The organism is Flavitalea flava, assembly GCF_054461575.1.
Window position 1 is genome coordinate 366548 of record NZ_JBTLQH010000002.1, and the last position, 20166, is coordinate 386713.

The following is a 20166-nucleotide window of genomic DNA, read 5'->3' on the forward strand; positions in this document are numbered from 1 at the left end:
TTATGTATGATTTAAAAAACAGTATCCCAAAATTGGGCAAAAACCGGTTTCTTTGCACCCTGAATGTCTCTATATATTACATCGTTAAACTCGGGCAGTAACGGCAATTGTTATTATGTCGGCAATAACAGCGAGGCCATTTTGGTCGACGCCGGTCTTTCCTGCCGGGAAACGGAAGCCCGGATGTGCCGGCTTGGTTTATCCATGAGCAAAGTAAAAGCCATTTTTATCTCCCACGAGCATTCCGATCATATCAAAGGGGTGCCTGTCCTGGCAAAAAAATATCAGTTGCCGGTCTATATCACTGCCGCCACCCTGAAAAATGGCGGTCTTCGTATAGAAAAGCAACTTATCACCGCCTTCCTGGCTAATGAACCGGTTACTATCGGGGAGCTGACTATTACTGCCTTTACCAAGTTGCACGATGCGGCCGAACCACATAGTTTCATTGTGGCATCCCCGGAAATAACCATTGGCGTTTTTACGGATATCGGCGCTCCCTGTGAAAACCTGATCCATCATTTCAGGCAATGCCATGCTGCCTTCCTGGAAGCGAACTATGATGAAACGATGCTGGAACAAGGCAGATACCCTTATTATTTAAAAACGCGTATCAGAGGAGGGAACGGACACCTGTCCAATACCCAGGCTCTGGAACTTTTTAAGACCCACAGGCCCTCTTTTATGAGCCACCTGCTCTTAGCCCATCTTTCCAAAGACAATAATTCGCCATCCCTGGTTGAAGAGCTGTTTAATCAGCACGCGGGCGGGGTAAAGATTATCATTGCTTCACGCTTTAATGAAACCCCCGTTTACCAGATACTTTCTCCAGATCCCGCATTTTTGAACAGGGTAAACGAACAGCCTTCTGCTGCTTATGCGCACCAGAAACCGGTAAAGCCCCCTCCATCCAGGGTTCCTCAGCAAACTTCCTTATTTTAGATTCAGGCAGTCAGCCGGCCGGAGATTCAAAGAGTTCTGGTATACTCGGATGGCCGGTAACCTGTAATTTTTTTGAATGCCGTACTGAATGTCTTTCTATTCCTGAACCCGCATTGTGGGAACAGGATTTTAAAAACCGGCGAACCATCCCGTTCCCGTTTAATTAATTCCTGGCAATAATCAATTCTGTACCGATTCAGATATTCTGTAAAATGAACTTTCCAGGTGCGGTGGATCACAGAAGATAACTTCCGGGAGGATATGTTCAATTCTTCCGCGAGATCCCGGACCGAATAATCTGCCTTGAGAAATGGTCTTTCCTTGCGCATATGAAACTCCAGCCTTTCTTTAAGCTGTTCAATCGCCCGGGTCTTGGAATATTTTGTTTTTTGGGCACTTTTTCTTTTTTTTCGGGCTCCGAATATTCCAAAAAAGTCAAGCATTTTAATCCTTAGGTTGCCTTTTTGCGAGCGAATAAATAACCGGGGTTTAAATTTATGGGAGTGTACCATTTTCTTCAGATAAAGCTGGTTAATTAATAATTGAACTTACAAAACGGAACAGGAATTAAATTGACTGTTTGATTTAGTGTAATCAAACGGTGTAGATCCTGTAAATTTCTTAAATGCCGTTGTAAATGAGTTCCTGTTATTAAACCCGCAATTCCCAGCCAACCCTTTCAGATTCAATTTAAAGGCGGATCCTCCTCTGATCAGCTCTTCCGAATAAGCAACCCTGAACTGATTGATATAATCATTAAAATTCAATCCTTTGTTTCGGTTGATATAGGCCGACAATTGATAACAAGGGACCTGAAGATCATTTGAAAGATCCTTCATGCAATACCTGGATTTTAAGAAAGGTTTGCCATTTCTCATTAACTCTTCCAATCTCCGGCCTATAAGTTCCATACGTTCTTCAGTAAGATAAAAGGAGGTACTATCTTTTTTGGAAGTTGTCTGGGTATCCAGAAAGGATAATAGTTGTGTAAGGTTACTTTCCATGATCACATTTTTTGATAAAGAATAATGTTTAGATAAGCGATTTTATCAGGGTAGGAATTATGCGTTAAATACGTTACCTGTAAGTTACTACCAGACCAAAAAAGAAATCAGATTTCAGGCCCGGCAATTGCATGGAATAATAATTTTTGGCAGATTTGATAATTTCAGGCTTTGGCTCCGGCCTTTAAAGAGGCAATACACCCGGCTTACCTCACGATCTCCGGAAGCCACGATAAACGGATCAAAATAAATAAACGTGAAAACCATGTTAAGAGATTCCTGGCTTTCGTTTATAGGTAATAATACGCGGGGTTAAAAGAAGGGTCAATACAAATACGTTGTTATTCAGCAAAATACAAACAAAAGATAGTAATTATTTTTAATGTTTAATAAATTTACTAGAGATTTTTAAGGGTTTGCACTTACTCAAATATACAAGAATTTATATTTCAAATCCCCTGATTTTGCATAATAAATACCATTTTTTGCCAATATTTGTAAATTTTGTCAAAAAACGCCGGGCTGGACATTAAACAAAAAACACCTATTTTCCCGGATGCAAACGAATTCCTTTTTGCTTTACGGATCCAATGGTTATACGGGGGAATTAATTGCCCGGCATGCACACCTTTATCATTTACAGCCAATTCTGGCCGGAAGACGGGAGGAAGCCCTTGCGCCGCTGGCGGCGAGACTCAACCTCCCCTATAAAATATTCGACCTTTCCGATACGCGGACCGTAGTATCTGCTTTAAAAGAAGTCAAACTGGTCATGCATGCAGCGGGTCCCTTTGACAGGACTGCCCGGCAAATGGCAGAGGCCTGTCTGCAAACCGGTACTCATTACCTGGATGTCAACGGTGATATCGGGGTATTCGAAATGCTGAAAGATTTTGATACCCTTGCCCGCCAGGCGGGAATTATGATCCTGCCCGGAACGGGCTTCGACGTGGTACCCACCGATTGCCTGGCTTTATTATTAAAAAAATTATTGCCGGACGCCATTGAATTAAAACTAGCTTTTGCTATCCTGGGTGGATCCTTATCACACGGGACCGCTGCTACGATGGTTTCGAAATTAGGGGAAGAAGGGGCTATGAGAAAACAAGGTAAGATTATCTCCAGCCCGGTCGGTGAAAAAAGTCTCCTGGTTGATTTTGGTCCTAAAAAACTATTTACCATGACTATCCCCTGGGGGGATATCTCAACGGCACATTTTACCACCGGCATTCCGGATATCGAAACCTATTCAGCCATCCCCCCTGCCGTCTACCGGCTAATGAAAGGACAATCTCTGTTCAATTGGTTGTTACGAACCTCCCTTTTCCGACGGATCATAAAAAACAAGATCGACAGCCGCCCTGCCGGTCCCGGGGACGATAAACGCAGCAAAGCCACTGCTTTCGTCTGGGGGCAGGTAAAGAACCTTGCCGGGGAAACCGCAACCGCCCGGCTGAGCGGTCCGGAGGGTTATACCTTAACTACCCATAGCAGCCTGCTCATCATTCAGAAGATCTTAGCCGGGCAATTCCTGCCTGGTTACCAAACCCCGGCAAGTGCATTTGGGGAGGATCTGATTCTGGAAGTGCCGGGGGTCAAGCGTGAAATTTTGGGTCCCAAAGGTTGGGGAGTATTGGGCCTTGGGGGTCTTGTGAAAAAATAACCCCAGGCCCAATACCATTATGCGTGGCAACAAAGGGAGGGCCCTTGGGAATCCCCTTTATCAATGTACACAAGGTCATTTAATAAACTCAATCTTCCAGTAAAGGGGTTTACAAAGGGGCTCTGCCCTTTTGTCGCGACGCATTGATTTTTTTGCGCCCGGAGCGACACATTTTATTGGGGGAGCACCGGGCGCAAAAAAAATAGCCATCCCATAGACATGAGATGGCTTAAAAGGAGAATTCAAGACTACAGCGTTAAAAAAATCTCGTTTATATCTTTCGAAGTTTTCTTTTTTAGAAACTATACTTTACCCCCAGTTGTCCCTGCCAGCGTGAATTGATCGGATCATTGGTATAATAATGATTCTGACCGGCCGGAGGAGCCAGAAAATTGAAAGTGGGCAGATAACCGGAAGCGGGTGAACCCGGAGCCTTACCGCCTGCATCGTTTGCAAACTTCAGGAAGTTCACGGTATAGTTGTTGACATTGGTCACGAAAGTGACATGGCCCCAGTCATTGTTGATCAGGTTTAGCACGTTGAATACATCGAAGCTGACCGTAATGGCATGTTGCGTATTCTTGGTCGATAATTTGAATTCGTGCATCAGTTTTAAATCCAGATCATGTACCCAAGGCGTGCGAAGACCATTCCTTTCGGCATATTGACCTTTGCGTGTCTTCAGATATTTGTCGCCATTGATAAAACTATTCAGTTCATTCCACTGTTGATCGGCCGTATACATGTTTCCGTTGGACAGTTTATAATCCGCCAGGTTGATCTGGGATCTGTCGCCCGGAATAAAGGGCAGCGAAGCATTGGAAGAGTTACCGAATTTAGCATTGGTATAGATCAGGGAATAAGGACTTCCAGACTGACCGGAGTAGAAGAAGGCAAGCGAAGTTGTTTGACGGTCATTCCAATGCAGGGAACCTCCCAGGGTAGCAACGATACGCTGGCGCAGATCAAAGTTGGAATAGGCCAATGACGAGTTTTCCGGATTGATCGATGGATTCAACTCATAGTTGGACTGGAAGGAATTACGGATACCATTGCTGACATCTTTTGATAATCCATAAGTATATGCAGCCGACCAGTTCAGGCTTAGGCTGGCATGACCAGCGAGCTGGAGGTTCGTGGCTTTGGAAAGCTGAACAGTAAAATTATAGCGGTATCCTTCTTTTGTATTGGACAGCAGATATACATTTGAATAGGCAGTGTTCAACTTACCTCCAACATAATAAGGAGTCTGGGTTGGTCCTGTGCTATATCTCTGAGAAGAATCCTTGATATTGATCTGCTGAAATTTCACATCATAGATCGTTTTGGTATACATAGCATCCACGGTCAGTTTGTACCCCTTTCCGAATTTAACGTCAAGAGCGATACTGGAGCGCCAAACAGAAGGAAGTTTAAAATTATTATCGACCAGATCTACTTCGCGGGTGGCAGATGCGCCATTACCGCCATATTTGCTAACGGTGTCTTTCAAATTGGCCGGATCAATTGCCAGACCGACAACTTTACCACCGGGGCTGTAATCTATATTACCATAATTATTGCCGGTAAGCGTGCTGGCATATCCTAACCAGGCAAAGGGCATTCTTCCGGTAAAGATCCCGGTTCCTCCTCTTAATACAAGGGTCTGATTGCCTTTGATATCATAATTAAAACCTACACGGGGAGACAAGGTTGGTTTACCCAGCCATTTATTATCGAACTCATTAAAAGGTGTATGGGAATAGGTAGGATTAGCGGAAACATAATTCGGTGTGGTAGGAATACCCGCATCCATCGTAAATTGTTTGTTCAGGAATGGATAGTCTACCCGCAAGCCGGCTGTCAGCTTGAACTTTCTTGTCAGGCTGATCTCATCCTGAGCGTATACGCTGGTGAGATTAACATTATAAGAACTGCCAGGCAGGGAATTGTACAGGCCTTCTCTGTCATTCTTGGATGCATCAGTGGCAAAAGCACCACGGATACGGGATGGTTTGTTAGCCAGGAAAGCACTCAGACCGCCTGAATATTCCCAACGACCATTCCAGGAATTGATAAATCCATAACTGAGCTGATAAAATTCATTATGGGTGCCGAAGGTGAATTTATTGATCCCTTTGATCCAGGTGACGTTGTCTGTGAATTCAAAGGTCTTTTGTTTCATGTTATAGACGGAAGCCTCTCTCCAGGTTCCTGCCCAGATCCTACCATTATCGATATCCATAAATGGAGCAACGGCGGAAGCTGCCGGCTGACCGGCGGCATTAATACTGGATGGGAATTCACGGTATTCGTGCACATCGATATAACTGAAAAGCAACTGGTTGCTTACGTTGTTATTGAATTTGGTCTTTAATTCCGCTACCAGGTTAAGATTTTTGGTATGCTGAATGAAGTCTGTAGAAGAGAACTGGAAATTGGTGGAGGTACGTTCCAGATTATTACCGGAACCATTGGTATAAAGGGCACGCAGCATCAGGGTATTGTGCGCGTCCAGGTTCATGTCGATACGGCCAAAGAATTTATCGCTCTTTGTTTTGAGCTTAAAAGTATTGTATGTACCGGGATCGTAATTATAATTCGTTTTCAGGAAATTGGAGATCTGCTGCGCTTCGGCAATGGTGATGGCAGCACCCGGATCACCGGCATTATAAAAGGTCGGCTCTGCACGACGGGTCATTTCATAATTCAGGAAGAAAAAAACTTTGTTCTTCATGATCGGACCACCCAGGGTGAAACCTGTCTGGTAATCATGGAAATCCGAACCCATCTTTGTCTTCAACCCATCCACGCTTTTGCCTACCAGGGAGTTATTCCTTCCATATCCGTAAAGCGAACCATGGAAATCATTGGAACCGCTCTTGGTCACGGCATTAACACTTCCGCCGGTAAAGTTCCCGATCTTTACATCGTATGGAGCTAATTGCACCTGTACTTCCTGAATGGATTCAATGCTGTAAGGATTAGTACGCGTTCCGGAACCGGCAGTACCGGATTGACCGCCGCCACTCTGGCCACCGAACGAATTGCTGAAACCTATTGCATCATTGTTGATAGCGCCATCCAGGGTGAAATTGTTGTAACGGAAATTGGAACCCGCAAAGGAGTTGTTATTGGACTGAGGGGTGAGGCGGGTAAAATCGCCAAGGCTCCTGCCCAGGGTAGGAAGCGTAGCAAGCTGGGCTTTTCCTACGGTGAGACCTGAGGAACCAGACCTTTTGCCGCCGACAATGACCACTTCTTCCAATACTTTGTCTCCGGACCGAAGGCCAAAATTATAGTCGGGGTTATTTCCCAGGCTGAGGTTTACATTTTCAAGAACCTCGTCTTTAAACCCTACAAAAGTTATTTTAATGGTATAGGGGCCACCGGGTTTAAGATTGGGAATAACGAACAGACCTTTGTTATTGGTCTGGCCTGCCGAAATAAAACCAGTAGGCACATGTTTGACAGAAATAGAAGCTCCGGTGACAATGGAGCCTTTGGGATCGGTGACAATCCCGCTCAGGGTTGCAGTTGTTTCCTGAGCCCGGGCCAGGGTCATGGATAGGATTCCAAGGGCCAAAAAGAACATAGTCCGAATCTCGCGATACATAAAGTTGAATTTTGCGCAAAGGAACCTGGTTGGTGTTAACAAGATGTTATTCCCATATTACCAAATTGTTAAAGGTTGGCAGAATCCACTCCTGTAAAATGTAAGATGCGGAAGGATGATCATCCCTCCGCATCTTAGCAGTATGCTGCACCAGGCGGTAAAATTTATAGTTCTTTACCTGGCAAAGCCGGGTAGTACGGAATCCATACGTTAAAACGAATAACGCACGCCGAACTGAACGGAATAGTAGCTCGCCGTTTTCTGTTTGGTGCCCGCATTCGTATTTACGCTGTAGATATAAGATTTACTGGCCTGATCAAAACCTGTTACGTTATACAGGCTGGTATTGATGATCTGGGAGTAACCACCCCATTTATCATTAATCAGATTCAATACATTAAAGATATCGGCCCGCAGAGTTATCTTCTGCGATTTGTAAAGTTTAAAATCCTTGGCGATGCTCATATTCCATTGGGTGCGCCAAGGCATCAGGCCGCCGTTATAAGGAGCAAATTTGCCATAGTTATCCTGCAGGAACTTCTTGAACTCCGGACTTGTCTTTTGTAACAAGGTTTGCATACCGGTCTTGATATTGGCCGGAGTGGCTGGATTGTTCGGGTCGTATACATAGGCCAGGTTGGTTCCATCGTTGCTTTCCCCGATCACATCTTTGTTGATGTAGGCAGAATAACGGGTATTCTGATAAGCCTGGAAAGAAGAACTTACGCTAAAACCATAAAAGGTAGGGCTGAGGAACAGGATCACCAGTTTGTTGCGCTGGTCGCCATCGCTGTACCATTTTTTTCCGTATGAGCTATATCCTGAGTAAGAAGAGGCAACACTGAAGTTGGCATTACGGGGATCCCCGTTATCATAGGGAGGAGTGCCCGTTGCTTTTCCCCGGGCATATGAAATGCTCAGATATCCATCCTTTTTAATTTGCGCTGAGGCCTCGATCATGGCACCCACGTATTGGGAAGCCCAGTTGGCATTGGTGAACATACGGACCTGGTTAAAATTGGCCGATATCCTGGAATTGGCCAATACCGGAAGATAACTGGTAGAACTGGTATTGGTCAATGAACTGGCCGGTACATAAACCTCACGTCCTTCATTGGTCACAAATTCTGGTGTACGTTTCAAATTCATATCATACATGTAGAAATTATCCCAGGTATTGTTGAAGTATACATTCGCTCCCATCCGGAACCAGCTATTAAAGTAATGATAATAACTCAGGTTGGTTTTAAAAGTGAGCGGATTCTTTAAGTTTTTATCCAATACCAAAACGGTAGCCGGTTGTTTGGCCGGCAAGGTATTATAATAATCCACACCGGGGACTTTGCTGAAATCGGATTGATAAGCCTGCCAATCGGGAATGGGAACATTCGCCCGGATATCGACCTGCCGGAAATCTACGCCATTATCGATATGGGAAAAAGTGATCGGCTGAGTCGTCAACTCGGATGCAAAAAGGCCGGCTCCGAATTTAACTATATCCTGTCCATTGTTCTTTACATCCCAGATCAGGTTTACGCGGGGCTGTATATTTTTTGCATCGAAAGGAACCACATCGCTCCGGACGCCAAGGTCTTGCTCCAGCAAGGGATTGTAGGTGGGTTTATTCCCGATGATCGTCGCATCCCAACGCAACCCGACAGTTAAATTCAGATTTGGTTTCAGATTGGTCTCCATTTGGGCAAACAGACCCAATTCGATCAACGGAACGCTGATCGCCGGGTTGGTCCCATTCAACGGGATCTTACGGTTAAACCGATAGGGGTTATTATTGGCCATATCGGTAACGGACGCATAGTAGAACTGTCCCTGCTGATCATGTGACAGACGGTCTGTTATATGGTTTATATTGTTGTCTGTTCCAAAAACAAAGCTCAGGTTTCCGGTCTTAACACGGAAGTTATCGATGATCTGGATAACGTCGGAAGCATCTCTTTCCGGTACCCAGTTCTGGTTTCCGAAAGCAACGGTCGTATTGCCTGTGCTGCCATCGGCAAAAGTAGAATTGACATTAACGAATCCTTCCGGTACCCGGTTATTTAAGAAATGGAGGAACTTACGATAGGTACTGAAATTCACCTTCAGGTCATTGCTCATTTTGTTGGAGAACTCCGTCCGCAGACCAAGCATAACCGCATTGTCAATTTCGATCCCGGTATACTGGGTGGATAATAAACCCGCAGACTTCAGTTTGTTGGGATCGACAAAATGGAGATAGTTATATTTTAAGGTTAGGAGGTTCTTTTTGTTAATGTTCCAATCGAATTTGGCAAAGGCATTTTTTGTTTCCTGTACGATATTTTTGGTACCATATTCCGATGCCGCTGTACCTGGAAAACCGAATTGTTTTTCCATGATCGTAACGATCTGGTCCATATTGGCCTTGGTAATATTCAGATTTTTTTCAGCCTGTGCCTGGGTTGCACCGGCATAGGTAAAATCATATGCCCGGAAAGGGATCGTATTCTGGTATTGATCATAGGAGATCAAAAAGTGGACCTTGTCTTTGATAATGGGACCGCTCAGATAGGCACCGCCCTGTTTGATCTCGTATTTGCTGGTCAATTTGTTGCCGTTCACATCTTTTTTTGCAGCCAGCGAATTGGCTCCGTAATAACCCCAGGCTGCACCCGAAAGCGTATTGGTACCTGATTTGGTAATGGCTTTCACCACACCACCGGATCCTCTTCCATTGGTCACATCATAAGCATTCGTGGAGACTTCGAATTCCCGGATAGTTTCCGACGAAATGGAAAAGGCAGCATCAGTCAGTCCTCCGAAGGTGGCTCTCCGGTTGCTTACCCCGTCAAGCATATAACCGGTACCGCCGCCTTTAGCCCCTGCCAGGGAGGTTCCATTCGCCAGGGGGGATAAGACCATCAGGTCTGTATAGTTACGGGAAACCAGGGGGATTTTTTGAATGGCCCTGCCGCTAACCGCGGTTCCGGTACCCAAACGATCGATACTGTTGTTAAAACTTCCCCGCTGAACGGTAACTTCGGTAAGTACGGTGGCATTTTTTCCAAGGGTGATCTTATGTAAGACCAAACGGTCGCCCAGGTTCAAGGTGTTATCCTTTAATACGGTATTCTGGAAGCCAATGGCAGAAATTTCAATGTTATACGTACCGACAGGCAGATCACTGAAGGTAAAATATCCTTTTTTATTACTTCCGGTCGAAGTAGTAAAACCAGTATTCGAATTTTTAATGGAAATGGTAGCCCCGTCCACTGGTTTGCTCCCTTCATCATAGATAAAACCACTAAGACCCGATCCACTGGATTGGCCGTAAGTGACGGAAGCGCATAGCACGAAAAAAAAGGCAAAAAGAAGCCGCGTGAATGGAATAAGAAGAATAGCTCTGAAACGCGAGCTCAAAAGAGAATACATAAGCGATGAGTTTTGGCCGCAAAATTATGACTTATAGCCCGCTTTCTGCATCGTAAGCAAAGGGTAACAGTATGGTAAAATAAAATTAATACAAAGTTTATAGACAAGACTAAGTGTAAACGAATAAGGATTATTTTCCAGTTACATACAGTTTAAATTTCCCTGCCATATATGGAATTTCAGGAGACCCGCAGGCAAGCCCTTATACTTGAAATCAACTTCCTACCTGGATGGGCGAGCCACGGGAACAACCTGCCATATTTTATTTTGTTCATAAAGCTGGCGGTCCTTTTTTCCCCCTCCTATCCTGCCGAGAGAACCGGTACCGATAGACAAACCAACCCCGCCTCCACTGCCAAAGGACCCCATACCTAAACCTCCTCCGATCGAAACACCACCACCGCCTCCTCCTCTCTGCCGCACATTGGCATCAGGAGGAAAACCTTCCACCACAAAACCTACGGCAATGCTCTTTCCGGTGGCATTATTTTTGGGAAAAACTGTTTTTAACGGAATAGAGGCTTCATAGATCATTTCACCATCCTTGTTAAAACCTATTTTCACACCCACTTCCGCCTCGTTATGGTCACCGTAATCATAATTCCCCACATTTCCATCGGGGAGAAATCCATATAACGAATAATCCTTAAGATCTTCGAGGGTAGCAAATTTTTCCTTAGGTTCATCCTTCCGGCCATTACCGTTACTATTTCCGTTGACATTGCCATTACCCCTGTTGCCACGGGCTTCTTCCATTAACCGACGGTCATGATCTTTACGGCTGTCCGTAGGAAATCCGATCCCCACTGCATTGCTCTCGTTTTTCTCGGCCGATCCATTGACCCAGACCGTCATACCGCCTTGCAGGATCTTTTGTTGTTCGATCTCGTCCTTTACAGCAAGGAGGATATAAATATTCTCCCGGTCATTGGTTATGGAATAATTCAATTTTTCCTTCTTATCCGTATACGGCAAAGGCCTGGTCCAATCACCATCCTGTCCATCGATAAAAATGGGCTGTTGTTGCCAGATCCCCGTTTGTAAGGCCGTAGTTTGCTGGTCGGACCTGGAGGAACGGCAACTCCCGATAAGGGATGCAACAGAGATTACTACGCTATAGACAAAAAGAGACGTTTTCATGTTGGCAAATTTACAGCTTTGCCTTAAAGAAGATTGCCAATCGTTTGTTATTTCTGCCCGTCAGGCCTTATGATCCGGAAGCTCATTCCGGCTTGTGTTTAGTATTTTTACTTTACATTTAAAAGAAATTCTTTCCCGCATTCCAAATAACTACGCCCATGAAAGAACAAATGACCGGATGGGGCAATTATCCCAAGGCCCAATCCTCGCTTATCCGTGTCAGGAACCGTGACGAGGCTGCCGCTGCTCTGCGGACAGGCAATATTATTCCCAGGGGTTTGGGCAGGAGTTATGCCGATCAGGCTATTAATAATCAGGGTTATATCGCGGTTTGTTCGTTAATGAACCTTTTCCTGGATTTTAATGAAAAAGAAGGAATACTCACTTGTGAAGCCGGAGCCAGCCTGGAGGAAATCATCCGTTTTTTTGCTCCCCGGGGATGGCTGCCTATGATCTGTCCCGGAACAAAACTGGTTACCATAGGCGGCGCCATTGCCAATGATATTCATGGAAAAGCACACCATATCGACGGATCTTTCGTGAATTGCGTCCTGTCCTTTACCATTCTTTTGGCGGACGGAACTGTCCTTACTGCATCCCGTTCCGAAAACGAAGATCTTTTCTGGGCAAATTTCGGAGGACTTGGCCTGCTGGGCATTATCCTAACGGCAACGATCAGCCTGAGAAAAATCGAAACCACCTATTTCAGTCAAAAGGCCATTGTCATCAGGAACCTCGACGAAATGCTGGCAGCCCTGGAAAAATACGATCATACCTATAATTATTCCGTTGCCTGGATCGACGCCCTGGCAAAAGGAGATAAACGGGGAAGCGGTGTATTGACCCTGGGAAATGCGGCCCGGATAACAGAGCTTCCTGAATCGCTGCAAAAGGCTCCTCTGAAGATCCATACTACGCAAAAGCTGTCGGTTCCTTTTAACCTTCCGGATTTTGCGCTGAATGGTCTAACGGTAAGGCTCCTCAATAAGGTCATCAGTACCGTTCAAAACACCTCAAAACCTTTTGCCCACTATGAAAAATTTTTCTTTCCCCTGGATGCCATCAATAACTGGAACAGGGGTTATGGAAAAAGAGGTTTTATTCAATACCAGTTTGTCATCCCTATCGAAAAGGGAAAAGAAAACCTGGAAAAGATCCTGCAATGTATCGGTGAAAGCGGGTGCATTCCTTTTTTAAATGTTTTTAAAAAGATGGGGAAAGGACAAGGCATTTTATCCTTTCCCTTTGAAGGATATACCCTGGCCATTGACTTTCCGATGACACCCAGGTTGGCCCCTTTCATCCGCCAGCTGGATCAGGAAGTCCTGAAAGCCGGTGGCAGGATCTACCTCGGAAAAGACGCCATGCTTGACCAGGAAACTTTTCGCCTGATGTATCCCCAATACCGGGAATGGCTGCAGATCAAACATAAATACGACCCCGGTCAGGTATTTAAATCTGATATTTCCAGGAGACTGGGATTAACATAAAATTGTTTGAATTTTGCAAGGATTGCTTTGAATGACGTAACAGCTTCAAATCTAAAGCTGCCTAATTTTGTTCTATCAAAAATTGAATGAGATTATGGCAAACAAAAAAACATGGCTCATTACCGGAGCCTCAAAAGGATTAGGACTTTCCTTCGTCAAAAAATTATTGGATAGTGGATACCAGGTTGCAGCAACTTCCCGTAGCAAAGAGGATCTAAAAAAAGCCGTAGGTACCGATCATCCTGACTTCCTTCCGTTGGCAGTGGATCTGAAAACAGAAAAGAGTGTTGTTCTGGGAATAGAGGAAACCATCCGTCATTTTGGCAAGATCGATGTAGTGGTCAACAACGCGGGTTACGGGCTGATCGGCAGTCTCGAAGAACTGACGGACCAGGAATCCCGGGATAATTTTGAAATCAATGTGTTCGGTGCCTTAAACGTTATACGCAATGTAATGCCTTACCTGCGTAAACAAGGCTCCGGTCATATTTTTAATATTTCCTCCATTGGTGGATTTTATGGTTCCTTCCCCGGTTTTGGCATTTACTGTGCAACAAAATTCGCCCTGGAAGGATTTACAGAATCCTTAGCGGCAGAAGCAAAACCTTTCGGGATTCATGTCACTGCGGTTGAACCCGGTTATTTCAGAACGAGCTTCCTTAATTCAGGTTCATTAGCCGTTCCCAGGAATCCGATCGAAGACTATAAAGCGGTGAGAGAAACGCAGCTCCTTCATCAAACCGGCATTGACGGTAAACAACAGGGGGACCCGGAAAAAGCGGCAGAAGCATTGATCAGGATCGCCTCCGAAACCAATCCTCCCCTTCATCTGTTCCTCGGTCAGGATGCGTATGATATGGCGCAGGTTAAGATAGCCGCTCTGCAAAAGGAGCTGGAAGCCTGGAAGTCAGTGACGGTGTCAACAGGATTTGGAAACTAAATGTCAGCTCCCGAAATGCCGTTTCATCGCCATGGGGTAATCGGCCAGGGCGATTTCCGGGGCGGCGATTTCGGGATGCCACATCTTCTCCCATTCAAAACTGAAGAAATGATTATAGCCTCCTGCCACCAGAAGATCGATGGCCTGAAAGATGGGAGCTTCCCCCTGACCCATTAAGGTATATTGTTCCTTGCCATCGACGGATTTCCCGTCCTTTATATGTGTATGGCGGATGTATTTTTTCAATCGGTCATATACCTGAGAAGGAGATTCTTTTGTTACCGACCACATATTGTAGACATCCCAGACCAATCCGGCTCCGGGGTCGGTTGCCTGTTCCATAATTTTTTGCAGATCTTCGCTGTGAACTACGTCACCATGCGTTTCCATCAGGACGGTTACACCGCTCCCGCGCGCATGAGCAGCCAATTCCAGCAGCCCTTTTGCGATCAGATCCAAGGTAACTTCCCGGTTCTGTTCTTTGGGCAGTTTATTTGGAAATACCCGCACATTCGGACAACCTAATTTATGGGCCAGGTCGATAAACTTACGGCCATCATCCAGGTTATGTTGTCTTTCGGTCGCACCGGCATGATGCAATTCGGCGGAGGCACCCAGCCCGACAATGGTCAATCCTTTGTCTTCCACCATCCTGCGGGAGGAACGGATATTGGCATCACTGTTAAATTCGGGACATAACGTAAGATCGAGCTGTCGCTGGATTCCCCTGATCTCGATGCCCTGGTAGTTATTGGCGGCGGCAAAGGTTAGAATGGCAGGAAAGGTCCAGTCCGGGCATCCCAGGGTAGAAAAAGAAAGCAGGGGCAAAGGTCTTGCCAGGTCTGAAAATTTCCCCAAAAAAGCCATTCCCATAAGCCCCGAACCGGCTTTTAAAAAATCCCGGCGATTGGATAAATGCTTCATATACAGGTTGTTTATCCACACAGGAAAATTGACAGGTCCTGGCGGGTTTGGCACTAAATTAAGGTCTATTTACCTCGCCGATGCATTTTACATCTTAATTTTTACCAGATTTTTCCTATTTTGTTGCTGTAATCGAACTATACGATTCCCCAATAAACCATATTACCAATGAAAGGTTTCTCTTTTATTTCGGGCCTGCTGCTGACCCTTCTCTTTCTCTCCTCCTGTCAGAAGGAAATCAAGAACCCGACAGACACTATAAATACCTTACCAAAAACCTATACCGAGAATGTCACGTCTTCCGTTCTGGGGAATTCCGTTACCACCTTTAATTTAACCTATGACAACAATAACCGGATACTCAGCGTGATCGCTTCTGCAACACCCGGTAATAAACAGGTATATACATACAACAGCAATAATTTTACGATGGATCTGTATAATAACAACCAGCTATCCATCCACGAGATCTTTTTTATCAACTCCCAATCATTGGTGGACAGTACATTTCAATACAACGACACGAATGACTCGTCTACCGAAAAATATTTCTATAATGCCGCCAAACAACAGATCGGCCTGAACGAATATGATTATACCAAGACAACGGGAGGAGTACTCTATAACAAGCATGAATACGTTTACGACAATTCCGGAAACCAGGTAAAAGATACGGACGACTATTCTCAAACGGCTTTTGCCTACTATTCCAATTATCAAAATACAGTTTCCGTAGGGGATATCTATTTTTATCACCCCACCAACCTGATCAAAACAACGACCTTCACATCAGGCGGCTCTACGGTAACTCTAGATCATACCTATACCTTCGATAGCCAAAACCGGTTAATCAGCGAAAAGGCTGTTGCCAGTAGCGGGGATATCATTATCAAAAGTTATACTTATTAGCTTCTCCCATATTAGTTGCCCCTTTATTTGTTGCCTTTATTTGTTGCCTTTATTTGTTGCCCTTTATTAGTTGCCTTTTATTAGTTGCCTTTTATTTTCCTGGCAGAATCATTTTGCCTGACCAGCAGTTCCCCGGCCTCTTTGGCGGAAAAGTCAGAAAGAAATCTTCTGTCCTTCTTTGTCTGGTCCGTCTTTATCTTATCGGCAACTTTAGGGCTGGTTCCCGAAGGATCGGCTTTCCGGAAGGGAACGGTGATCAACTGTGTATTTTTGGGCTGCGTGTTATTATCACTCTTACGGACAGGGAGCAAGGGTGCCACATTCGGCTGAGGCCTGGTCGTGCCACTCTTAACAGGCGGGGTGCCGGCATTTTTTGAATCCTGAGCCCGGGTGATTACCGTTATGCCAATCAGGAGAATAAACAAGAGGAAACGTTTCATATTATACATTTTATTTGACATTGACCAATACCTTAATTTTTCCGGTAGTTCCGTTAAATTCTTCCAGCGCTTTGCCGATTGCCTGTCCGGGTTTCAGCTTGTTAAGATCAGCTTTCATCGCGCATCCCGGTATGGAGGAGGTAACCAGGATATCTCCCCGGTGAATGGAACCGCCCTCCTTGCAAACCTTTGTTGGAATGACTCCGACTACACCCATCGGAATTTTATCCGCCAGGCTGCTTTTCCCTGATTCTTCTGTCAATAAAACACCGGGTTTGGTAGCATATACGCCTGCCACCAAAGATGAATAGGCTGCGTTTGATTTAACCAGTGTTCTGTCGGCCTGCGTGGAGATCAGCAATACATCGCCAGGTTCATAAGCGGCAACTGATCCCTCCACATCAAATGCCTCTGCCAGGTCGGCGCCGGAATTCTGTGTCCCTCCATTGAAAAATCCCCTTCCGGAATGATCGATCCGGGCAACATTAATACCCCCTGCCTGGAAAGCAGCCAGGTTTCCAGTGCCTTCATGATCCACCATCATGGCATATCCCTGATCATTACTAATTACCTGAAGCGTTACACCAAAACCGGTCGTTTCGCTGTGTTCAAAATATCCTGCATATCCCCCTGTACCGGATGCCACTCCATAAACCCCGGCCGTACCGTTATTACCAAATATGGAATTAACCTCACCGCGGACACCTGCTCCTACACCGCTGGTATTGTTATTGAAGAAATTTCCGGCATTCCCTGTGGAATGATTCGCGATCACTCCTTGTGTATTGGTGGTCACATTTAAGGTATTAGCCGTATTGGATGAATTTGTATTGGACAGGGCACAGGCATTACCGGTGCCTATGGTGACTACCTGAAGGACAGGCTGCGCATTGGCAGCATTGGTATTTTCGAAATTGACAACCGTACCCAAACCCGCGCTGCCGGCATATAAGGAATTACCGAACCCGGTCGTATTGGAATGTTCAAAATAACCGCCATACCCACCGGTGCCGGAGGCCGTTCCGTAAACACCCGCCGTGCCATTGTTGCCAAAGATGGAGTTGACTTCCCCGCGGACTCCGGCACCCACGCCACTGGTATTGTTATTAAAAAAATTACCGGCATTGCCTGTGGAATGATTGGAGATAACACCGCTGGTATTCGTAGATACATTTAAGGTATTGGCGGTATTGGATGCATTCAAATTGACTACGGTAGCGCCATTTCCAGTACCATTGGTCACCGCCTCCAGGGTAGTCGCAGCATTTGCCGCGTTCAGGTTCTCGAAATGCCCGGCAATACCCGTACTACCGCTTATCCCCACACGACCAAGAACCCCGATGCCCGTTCCGGTATTATCCGTCGCGATAAATCCGCTCAACCCATATCCGGGCCCATCGTTACGGCCGACGACAGCTCCGGTTGGCGTACCCCCAACGCTGGCTGTTCGCCCGGTAACCCCTTCTCCACCCGATAAATTATCTGCCAGGAGACCGGCGCTGCTCAGGGAACCTGTCACTCCATATATGCCGGTACCTCCCGTACTGTTCCCGCTGATGGCCATCCCGCTTCCGGTATTGGAAAGTGCAAACAAAGTAGAGACAGAATTGAGGGAAGCCGAGAAAGGAAGGGTCAGCGCTCCTGAACTATTCGGGATTTGCTGCCAGCCCGTCCCCATCTTATAATACCAGAAACCCTGGGTATCCGTATCATAGACCCATAATCCGTCCGCAGGCGAAACAATGAGGAGACGTTCGGAAGTTTTTACCCTGGGTGCCAATACCCCCCTGGTAGTACTTTTTACATCCAGCATCGCGCTGGCATCCGGCAAACTGGCATCTGTATTAATGGCCACCTGCCCCTGTAAGGTGAGTTGCCCACCGAAGAAAAAGAAGATCAGGATTCCGGCAATGTGTTTCATATAGCTTGATTTAAAAAGAATGGGTTGTAGAAAAAATTCAGGTAGTTTATTACCAATAAAACGAATGGCCTATAACCGGATAAGGCTGGTCATCAGTACCGTATCAGAAAGCAACAATTTCACGAGATAGGAACCTGCGGCAAACCCGGATACAGGTAAGGTAAATTGATTGATCCCCGGCTGAAGATTCCATTGGCTGCTGTATATCAATTGGCCGCCCGAACTCCATACCTGAAGAGTAGCCGTTACCGCCTCCCGAACAGATAGCTGTGCTACTGCCTGACCTGGTGAAGGATTGGGATAAACCAAAAAGGGGATCGTAATATCCGAACAACCTCCCCTGAATACCGGAGAATAGGCAAAACGGGCAGAACGGTCCACCATTTTTAACCGGTAGAGCGAACTAATTTGCGGGTGGGCGTCTTTAAACGTATAGGAAGATCCATTGGGATCATCTGTTGCAGCCATTTGAGAAAGAAAAGTCCAGTTGTTACCATCGGTACTTGTTTCAATTTCGAAATGGTCCATGCTAGCCTCATTACCTGTCTGCCATTGGAGAAAGGCAATACCGTCCTGGCAGGTAGCCCTGAAGGAGAGCAAGGTTAGCGGAAGCGGGTTGATAAGGTCAGACAGGGTCCAGTAACTCAGATCGGCAAGTCCTGTTTTCTCGACGTATTTAGCGACGGTATTACGGCTATCAGCGCCAACCTGCAACCAGTTTACGCCATCAATGCTTTTCCATAAAGAAAGGGTATTGGGATCATCTCCATTTAATTCCGCATCCAGATAATAAAAACGCAGGGTCGCATTGAGGGCTGTGTTGTTTTGCGGTTGTATAAGGTAGGTTCGCTGAATGCCATGCAGAGCGCTGTTGCCGGGATTGGAAGCTGGTTTTCCTGACCTGCTGACAGATAATGTTCCCAGGTTGGCGGTGGAAGTGATCGCCGCACCCAGATTTCCGGCATTCAACTGATTGGGGTTATTGATACCGGTAAGAGTAGTCGTTACAATCCCGCCCAAAAGTCCTTCCATGCGGCTTGTCTCACTTTCACCCTGAAGCGTTGCTCCATTTGTCAACAGGACGCCCTGATTAAAGAGATCGATCAGCCCCTGCTGGAAATTAACCGCCTGAGTGACCTGTATGGTTTGCTGCATCGTTAACGTGGTGGCCGGAGAAGTATTGAGGTTCAATACATTTATCAGCGGGGGCGTACCTGCGCCACTAAACGCAGTGTTGTTGGCGCCTGTGATCCACAGGTTGGCATTCGAGCCATCAAACACACCGTCACATTGAAAATCCGTATTGTTCAATACCAGGACGTTGCCTGTGACAGTCATCGTAGTCCCTGCCAATATGTTTAGACGGGCATTCTGCGCAGCCGTCTGTTCCAGCAAAAAAAGCAGAAGGGCCATTAAAAATGCAGCAGGTAATTTACCGGTTAATGATTTGCTGATTAACGATCTGCAGATTATGCTGTTGCTTGTTGACAATCCGCGGGGGTGGAAAGAAAAAAGCATGCGTATAGTTATACCCATATGTATATATTGAGTTTAAGCTGCACAGGAGGTCGTTAAAAACAATAGTACCCGAGGTCGCAGGTCCGATAAAACCAGTCAGAGGTGATAAAATAAGATAGGCTTATAAAAAACCGGCATTGGTTTTTCGGAAATGCCAATTAATGGAGCCGGCTGAGGCAGGGGTCTTCAGGTGGAAAATGAGAGAACAAATCTTTTAGGGTAAAGCGTTAAAGCTAATATTATCAATAATTACAATACAAAGATGTAAGAAT

At 45.7% G+C, this 20166-nt stretch carries 14 protein-coding genes; 5 read left to right on the top strand and 9 right to left on the bottom strand.

Going from position 1 to position 20166, the window contains the following annotated elements; all coding sequences use genetic code 11:
• The first annotated feature begins 63 nt into the window (after positions 1-63).
• Complete coding sequence (locus ACX0G9_RS04120) at positions 64-942, top strand: MBL fold metallo-hydrolase (protein WP_459063581.1); 879 nt, start codon at positions 64-66, stop codon at positions 940-942.
• Positions 943-968: 26 nt separating this feature from the next.
• Here the strand turns inward: ACX0G9_RS04120 and ACX0G9_RS04125 are convergent, their stop codons facing one another.
• Together ACX0G9_RS04125 and ACX0G9_RS04130 are read right to left on the bottom strand one after the other, a co-directional pair.
• The gene (locus ACX0G9_RS04125) at positions 969-1385 is read right to left on the bottom strand and encodes a helix-turn-helix domain-containing protein (RefSeq protein ID WP_459063582.1); all 417 of its coding nucleotides are present in this window, start codon (positions 1383-1385) and stop codon (positions 969-971) included.
• 105 nt (positions 1386-1490) lie between these two features.
• Entirely contained in the window at positions 1491-1946 is a 456-nt protein-coding gene (locus ACX0G9_RS04130) for a helix-turn-helix domain-containing protein (protein WP_459063583.1), read from the bottom strand.
• 556 nt (positions 1947-2502) lie between these two features.
• Here ACX0G9_RS04130 and ACX0G9_RS04135 point away from each other — a divergent pair.
• Positions 2503-3609: a saccharopine dehydrogenase family protein gene (locus tag ACX0G9_RS04135; protein WP_459063584.1), complete on the top strand. Its 1107-nt coding sequence runs from the start codon at positions 2503-2505 to the stop codon at positions 3607-3609.
• A 295-nt stretch (positions 3610-3904) separates the two neighbouring features.
• Here ACX0G9_RS04135 and ACX0G9_RS04140 read toward each other — a convergent pair whose 3' ends face one another.
• The 3 genes from ACX0G9_RS04140 to ACX0G9_RS04150 form a co-directional block, all read right to left on the bottom strand.
• Positions 3905-7204, bottom strand: a complete 3300-nt coding sequence (locus ACX0G9_RS04140; RefSeq protein WP_459063585.1) for a TonB-dependent receptor — start codon at positions 7202-7204, stop codon at positions 3905-3907.
• 210 nt (positions 7205-7414) lie between these two features.
• Complete coding sequence (locus ACX0G9_RS04145; RefSeq protein WP_459063586.1) at positions 7415-10612, bottom strand: TonB-dependent receptor; 3198 nt, start codon at positions 10610-10612, stop codon at positions 7415-7417.
• A gap of 222 nt (positions 10613-10834) precedes the next feature.
• Entirely contained in the window at positions 10835-11752 is a 918-nt protein-coding gene (locus tag ACX0G9_RS04150; RefSeq protein ID WP_459063587.1) for a hypothetical protein, read from the bottom strand.
• A gap of 158 nt (positions 11753-11910) precedes the next feature.
• Here ACX0G9_RS04150 and ACX0G9_RS04155 point away from each other — a divergent pair, with 158 nt between their 5' ends.
• Together ACX0G9_RS04155 and ACX0G9_RS04160 are read left to right on the top strand one after the other, a co-directional pair.
• Positions 11911-13242, top strand: a complete 1332-nt coding sequence (locus tag ACX0G9_RS04155; protein ID WP_459063588.1) for an FAD-binding oxidoreductase — start codon at positions 11911-11913, stop codon at positions 13240-13242.
• A 94-nt stretch (positions 13243-13336) separates the two neighbouring features.
• Complete coding sequence (locus ACX0G9_RS04160) at positions 13337-14182, top strand: oxidoreductase (RefSeq protein ID WP_459063589.1); 846 nt, start codon at positions 13337-13339, stop codon at positions 14180-14182.
• Between the two features lie 3 nt (positions 14183-14185).
• Here the strand turns inward: ACX0G9_RS04160 and ACX0G9_RS04165 are convergent, their stop codons facing one another.
• Complete coding sequence (locus ACX0G9_RS04165) at positions 14186-15106, bottom strand: sugar phosphate isomerase/epimerase family protein (RefSeq protein WP_459063590.1); 921 nt, start codon at positions 15104-15106, stop codon at positions 14186-14188.
• 168 nt (positions 15107-15274) lie between these two features.
• Here ACX0G9_RS04165 and ACX0G9_RS04170 point away from each other — a divergent pair, with 168 nt between their 5' ends.
• The gene (locus ACX0G9_RS04170; protein WP_459063591.1) at positions 15275-16015 is read left to right on the top strand and encodes a hypothetical protein; all 741 of its coding nucleotides are present in this window, start codon (positions 15275-15277) and stop codon (positions 16013-16015) included.
• Between the two features lie 80 nt (positions 16016-16095).
• On the opposite strand, the gene ACX0G9_RS04175 is transcribed toward ACX0G9_RS04170, so the two are convergent.
• The 3 genes from ACX0G9_RS04175 to ACX0G9_RS04185 all read right to left on the bottom strand — a co-directional run bounded on the left by ACX0G9_RS04175 (position 16096) and on the right by ACX0G9_RS04185 (position 19912).
• Complete coding sequence (locus ACX0G9_RS04175; protein WP_459063592.1) at positions 16096-16455, bottom strand: hypothetical protein; 360 nt, start codon at positions 16453-16455, stop codon at positions 16096-16098.
• Between the two features lie 10 nt (positions 16456-16465).
• Positions 16466-18376, bottom strand: coding sequence for a beta strand repeat-containing protein (locus tag ACX0G9_RS04180; RefSeq protein WP_459063593.1), 1911 nt, complete (start codon positions 18374-18376; stop codon positions 16466-16468).
• Between the two features lie 69 nt (positions 18377-18445).
• A complete protein-coding gene (locus tag ACX0G9_RS04185; protein ID WP_459063594.1) occupies positions 18446-19912 on the bottom strand; it encodes a T9SS type A sorting domain-containing protein in 1467 nt (488 codons plus the stop codon).
• Positions 19913-20166: the final 254 nt, after the last annotated feature.

Bases quoted from the DNA above. Each gene is read 5' to 3' on its own strand.
- ACX0G9_RS04180 (WP_459063593.1), bottom strand. From the start codon at position 18,376: ATGAAACACATTGCCGGAATCCTGATCTTCTTTTTCTTCGGTGGGCAA.
- ACX0G9_RS04150 (WP_459063587.1), bottom strand. From the start codon at position 11,752: ATGAAAACGTCTCTTTTTGTCTATAGCGTAGTAATCTCTGTTGCATCC.
- ACX0G9_RS04165 (WP_459063590.1), bottom strand. From the start codon at position 15,106: ATGAAGCATTTATCCAATCGCCGGGATTTTTTAAAAGCCGGTTCGGGG.
- ACX0G9_RS04130 (WP_459063583.1), bottom strand. From the start codon at position 1,946: ATGGAAAGTAACCTTACACAACTATTATCCTTTCTGGATACCCAGACA.
- ACX0G9_RS04125 (WP_459063582.1), bottom strand. From the start codon at position 1,385: ATGCTTGACTTTTTTGGAATATTCGGAGCCCGAAAAAAAAGAAAAAGT.
- ACX0G9_RS04160 (WP_459063589.1), top strand. From the start codon at position 13,337: ATGGCAAACAAAAAAACATGGCTCATTACCGGAGCCTCAAAAGGATTA.
- ACX0G9_RS04155 (WP_459063588.1), top strand. From the start codon at position 11,911: ATGAAAGAACAAATGACCGGATGGGGCAATTATCCCAAGGCCCAATCC.
- ACX0G9_RS04140 (WP_459063585.1), bottom strand. From the start codon at position 7,204: ATGTATCGCGAGATTCGGACTATGTTCTTTTTGGCCCTTGGAATCCTA.
- ACX0G9_RS04185 (WP_459063594.1), bottom strand. From the start codon at position 19,912: ATGGGTATAACTATACGCATGCTTTTTTCTTTCCACCCCCGCGGATTG.
- ACX0G9_RS04145 (WP_459063586.1), bottom strand. From the start codon at position 10,612: ATGTATTCTCTTTTGAGCTCGCGTTTCAGAGCTATTCTTCTTATTCCA.
- ACX0G9_RS04120 (WP_459063581.1), top strand. From the start codon at position 64: ATGTCTCTATATATTACATCGTTAAACTCGGGCAGTAACGGCAATTGT.
- ACX0G9_RS04175 (WP_459063592.1), bottom strand. From the start codon at position 16,455: ATGAAACGTTTCCTCTTGTTTATTCTCCTGATTGGCATAACGGTAATC.
- ACX0G9_RS04135 (WP_459063584.1), top strand. From the start codon at position 2,503: ATGCAAACGAATTCCTTTTTGCTTTACGGATCCAATGGTTATACGGGG.
- ACX0G9_RS04170 (WP_459063591.1), top strand. From the start codon at position 15,275: ATGAAAGGTTTCTCTTTTATTTCGGGCCTGCTGCTGACCCTTCTCTTT.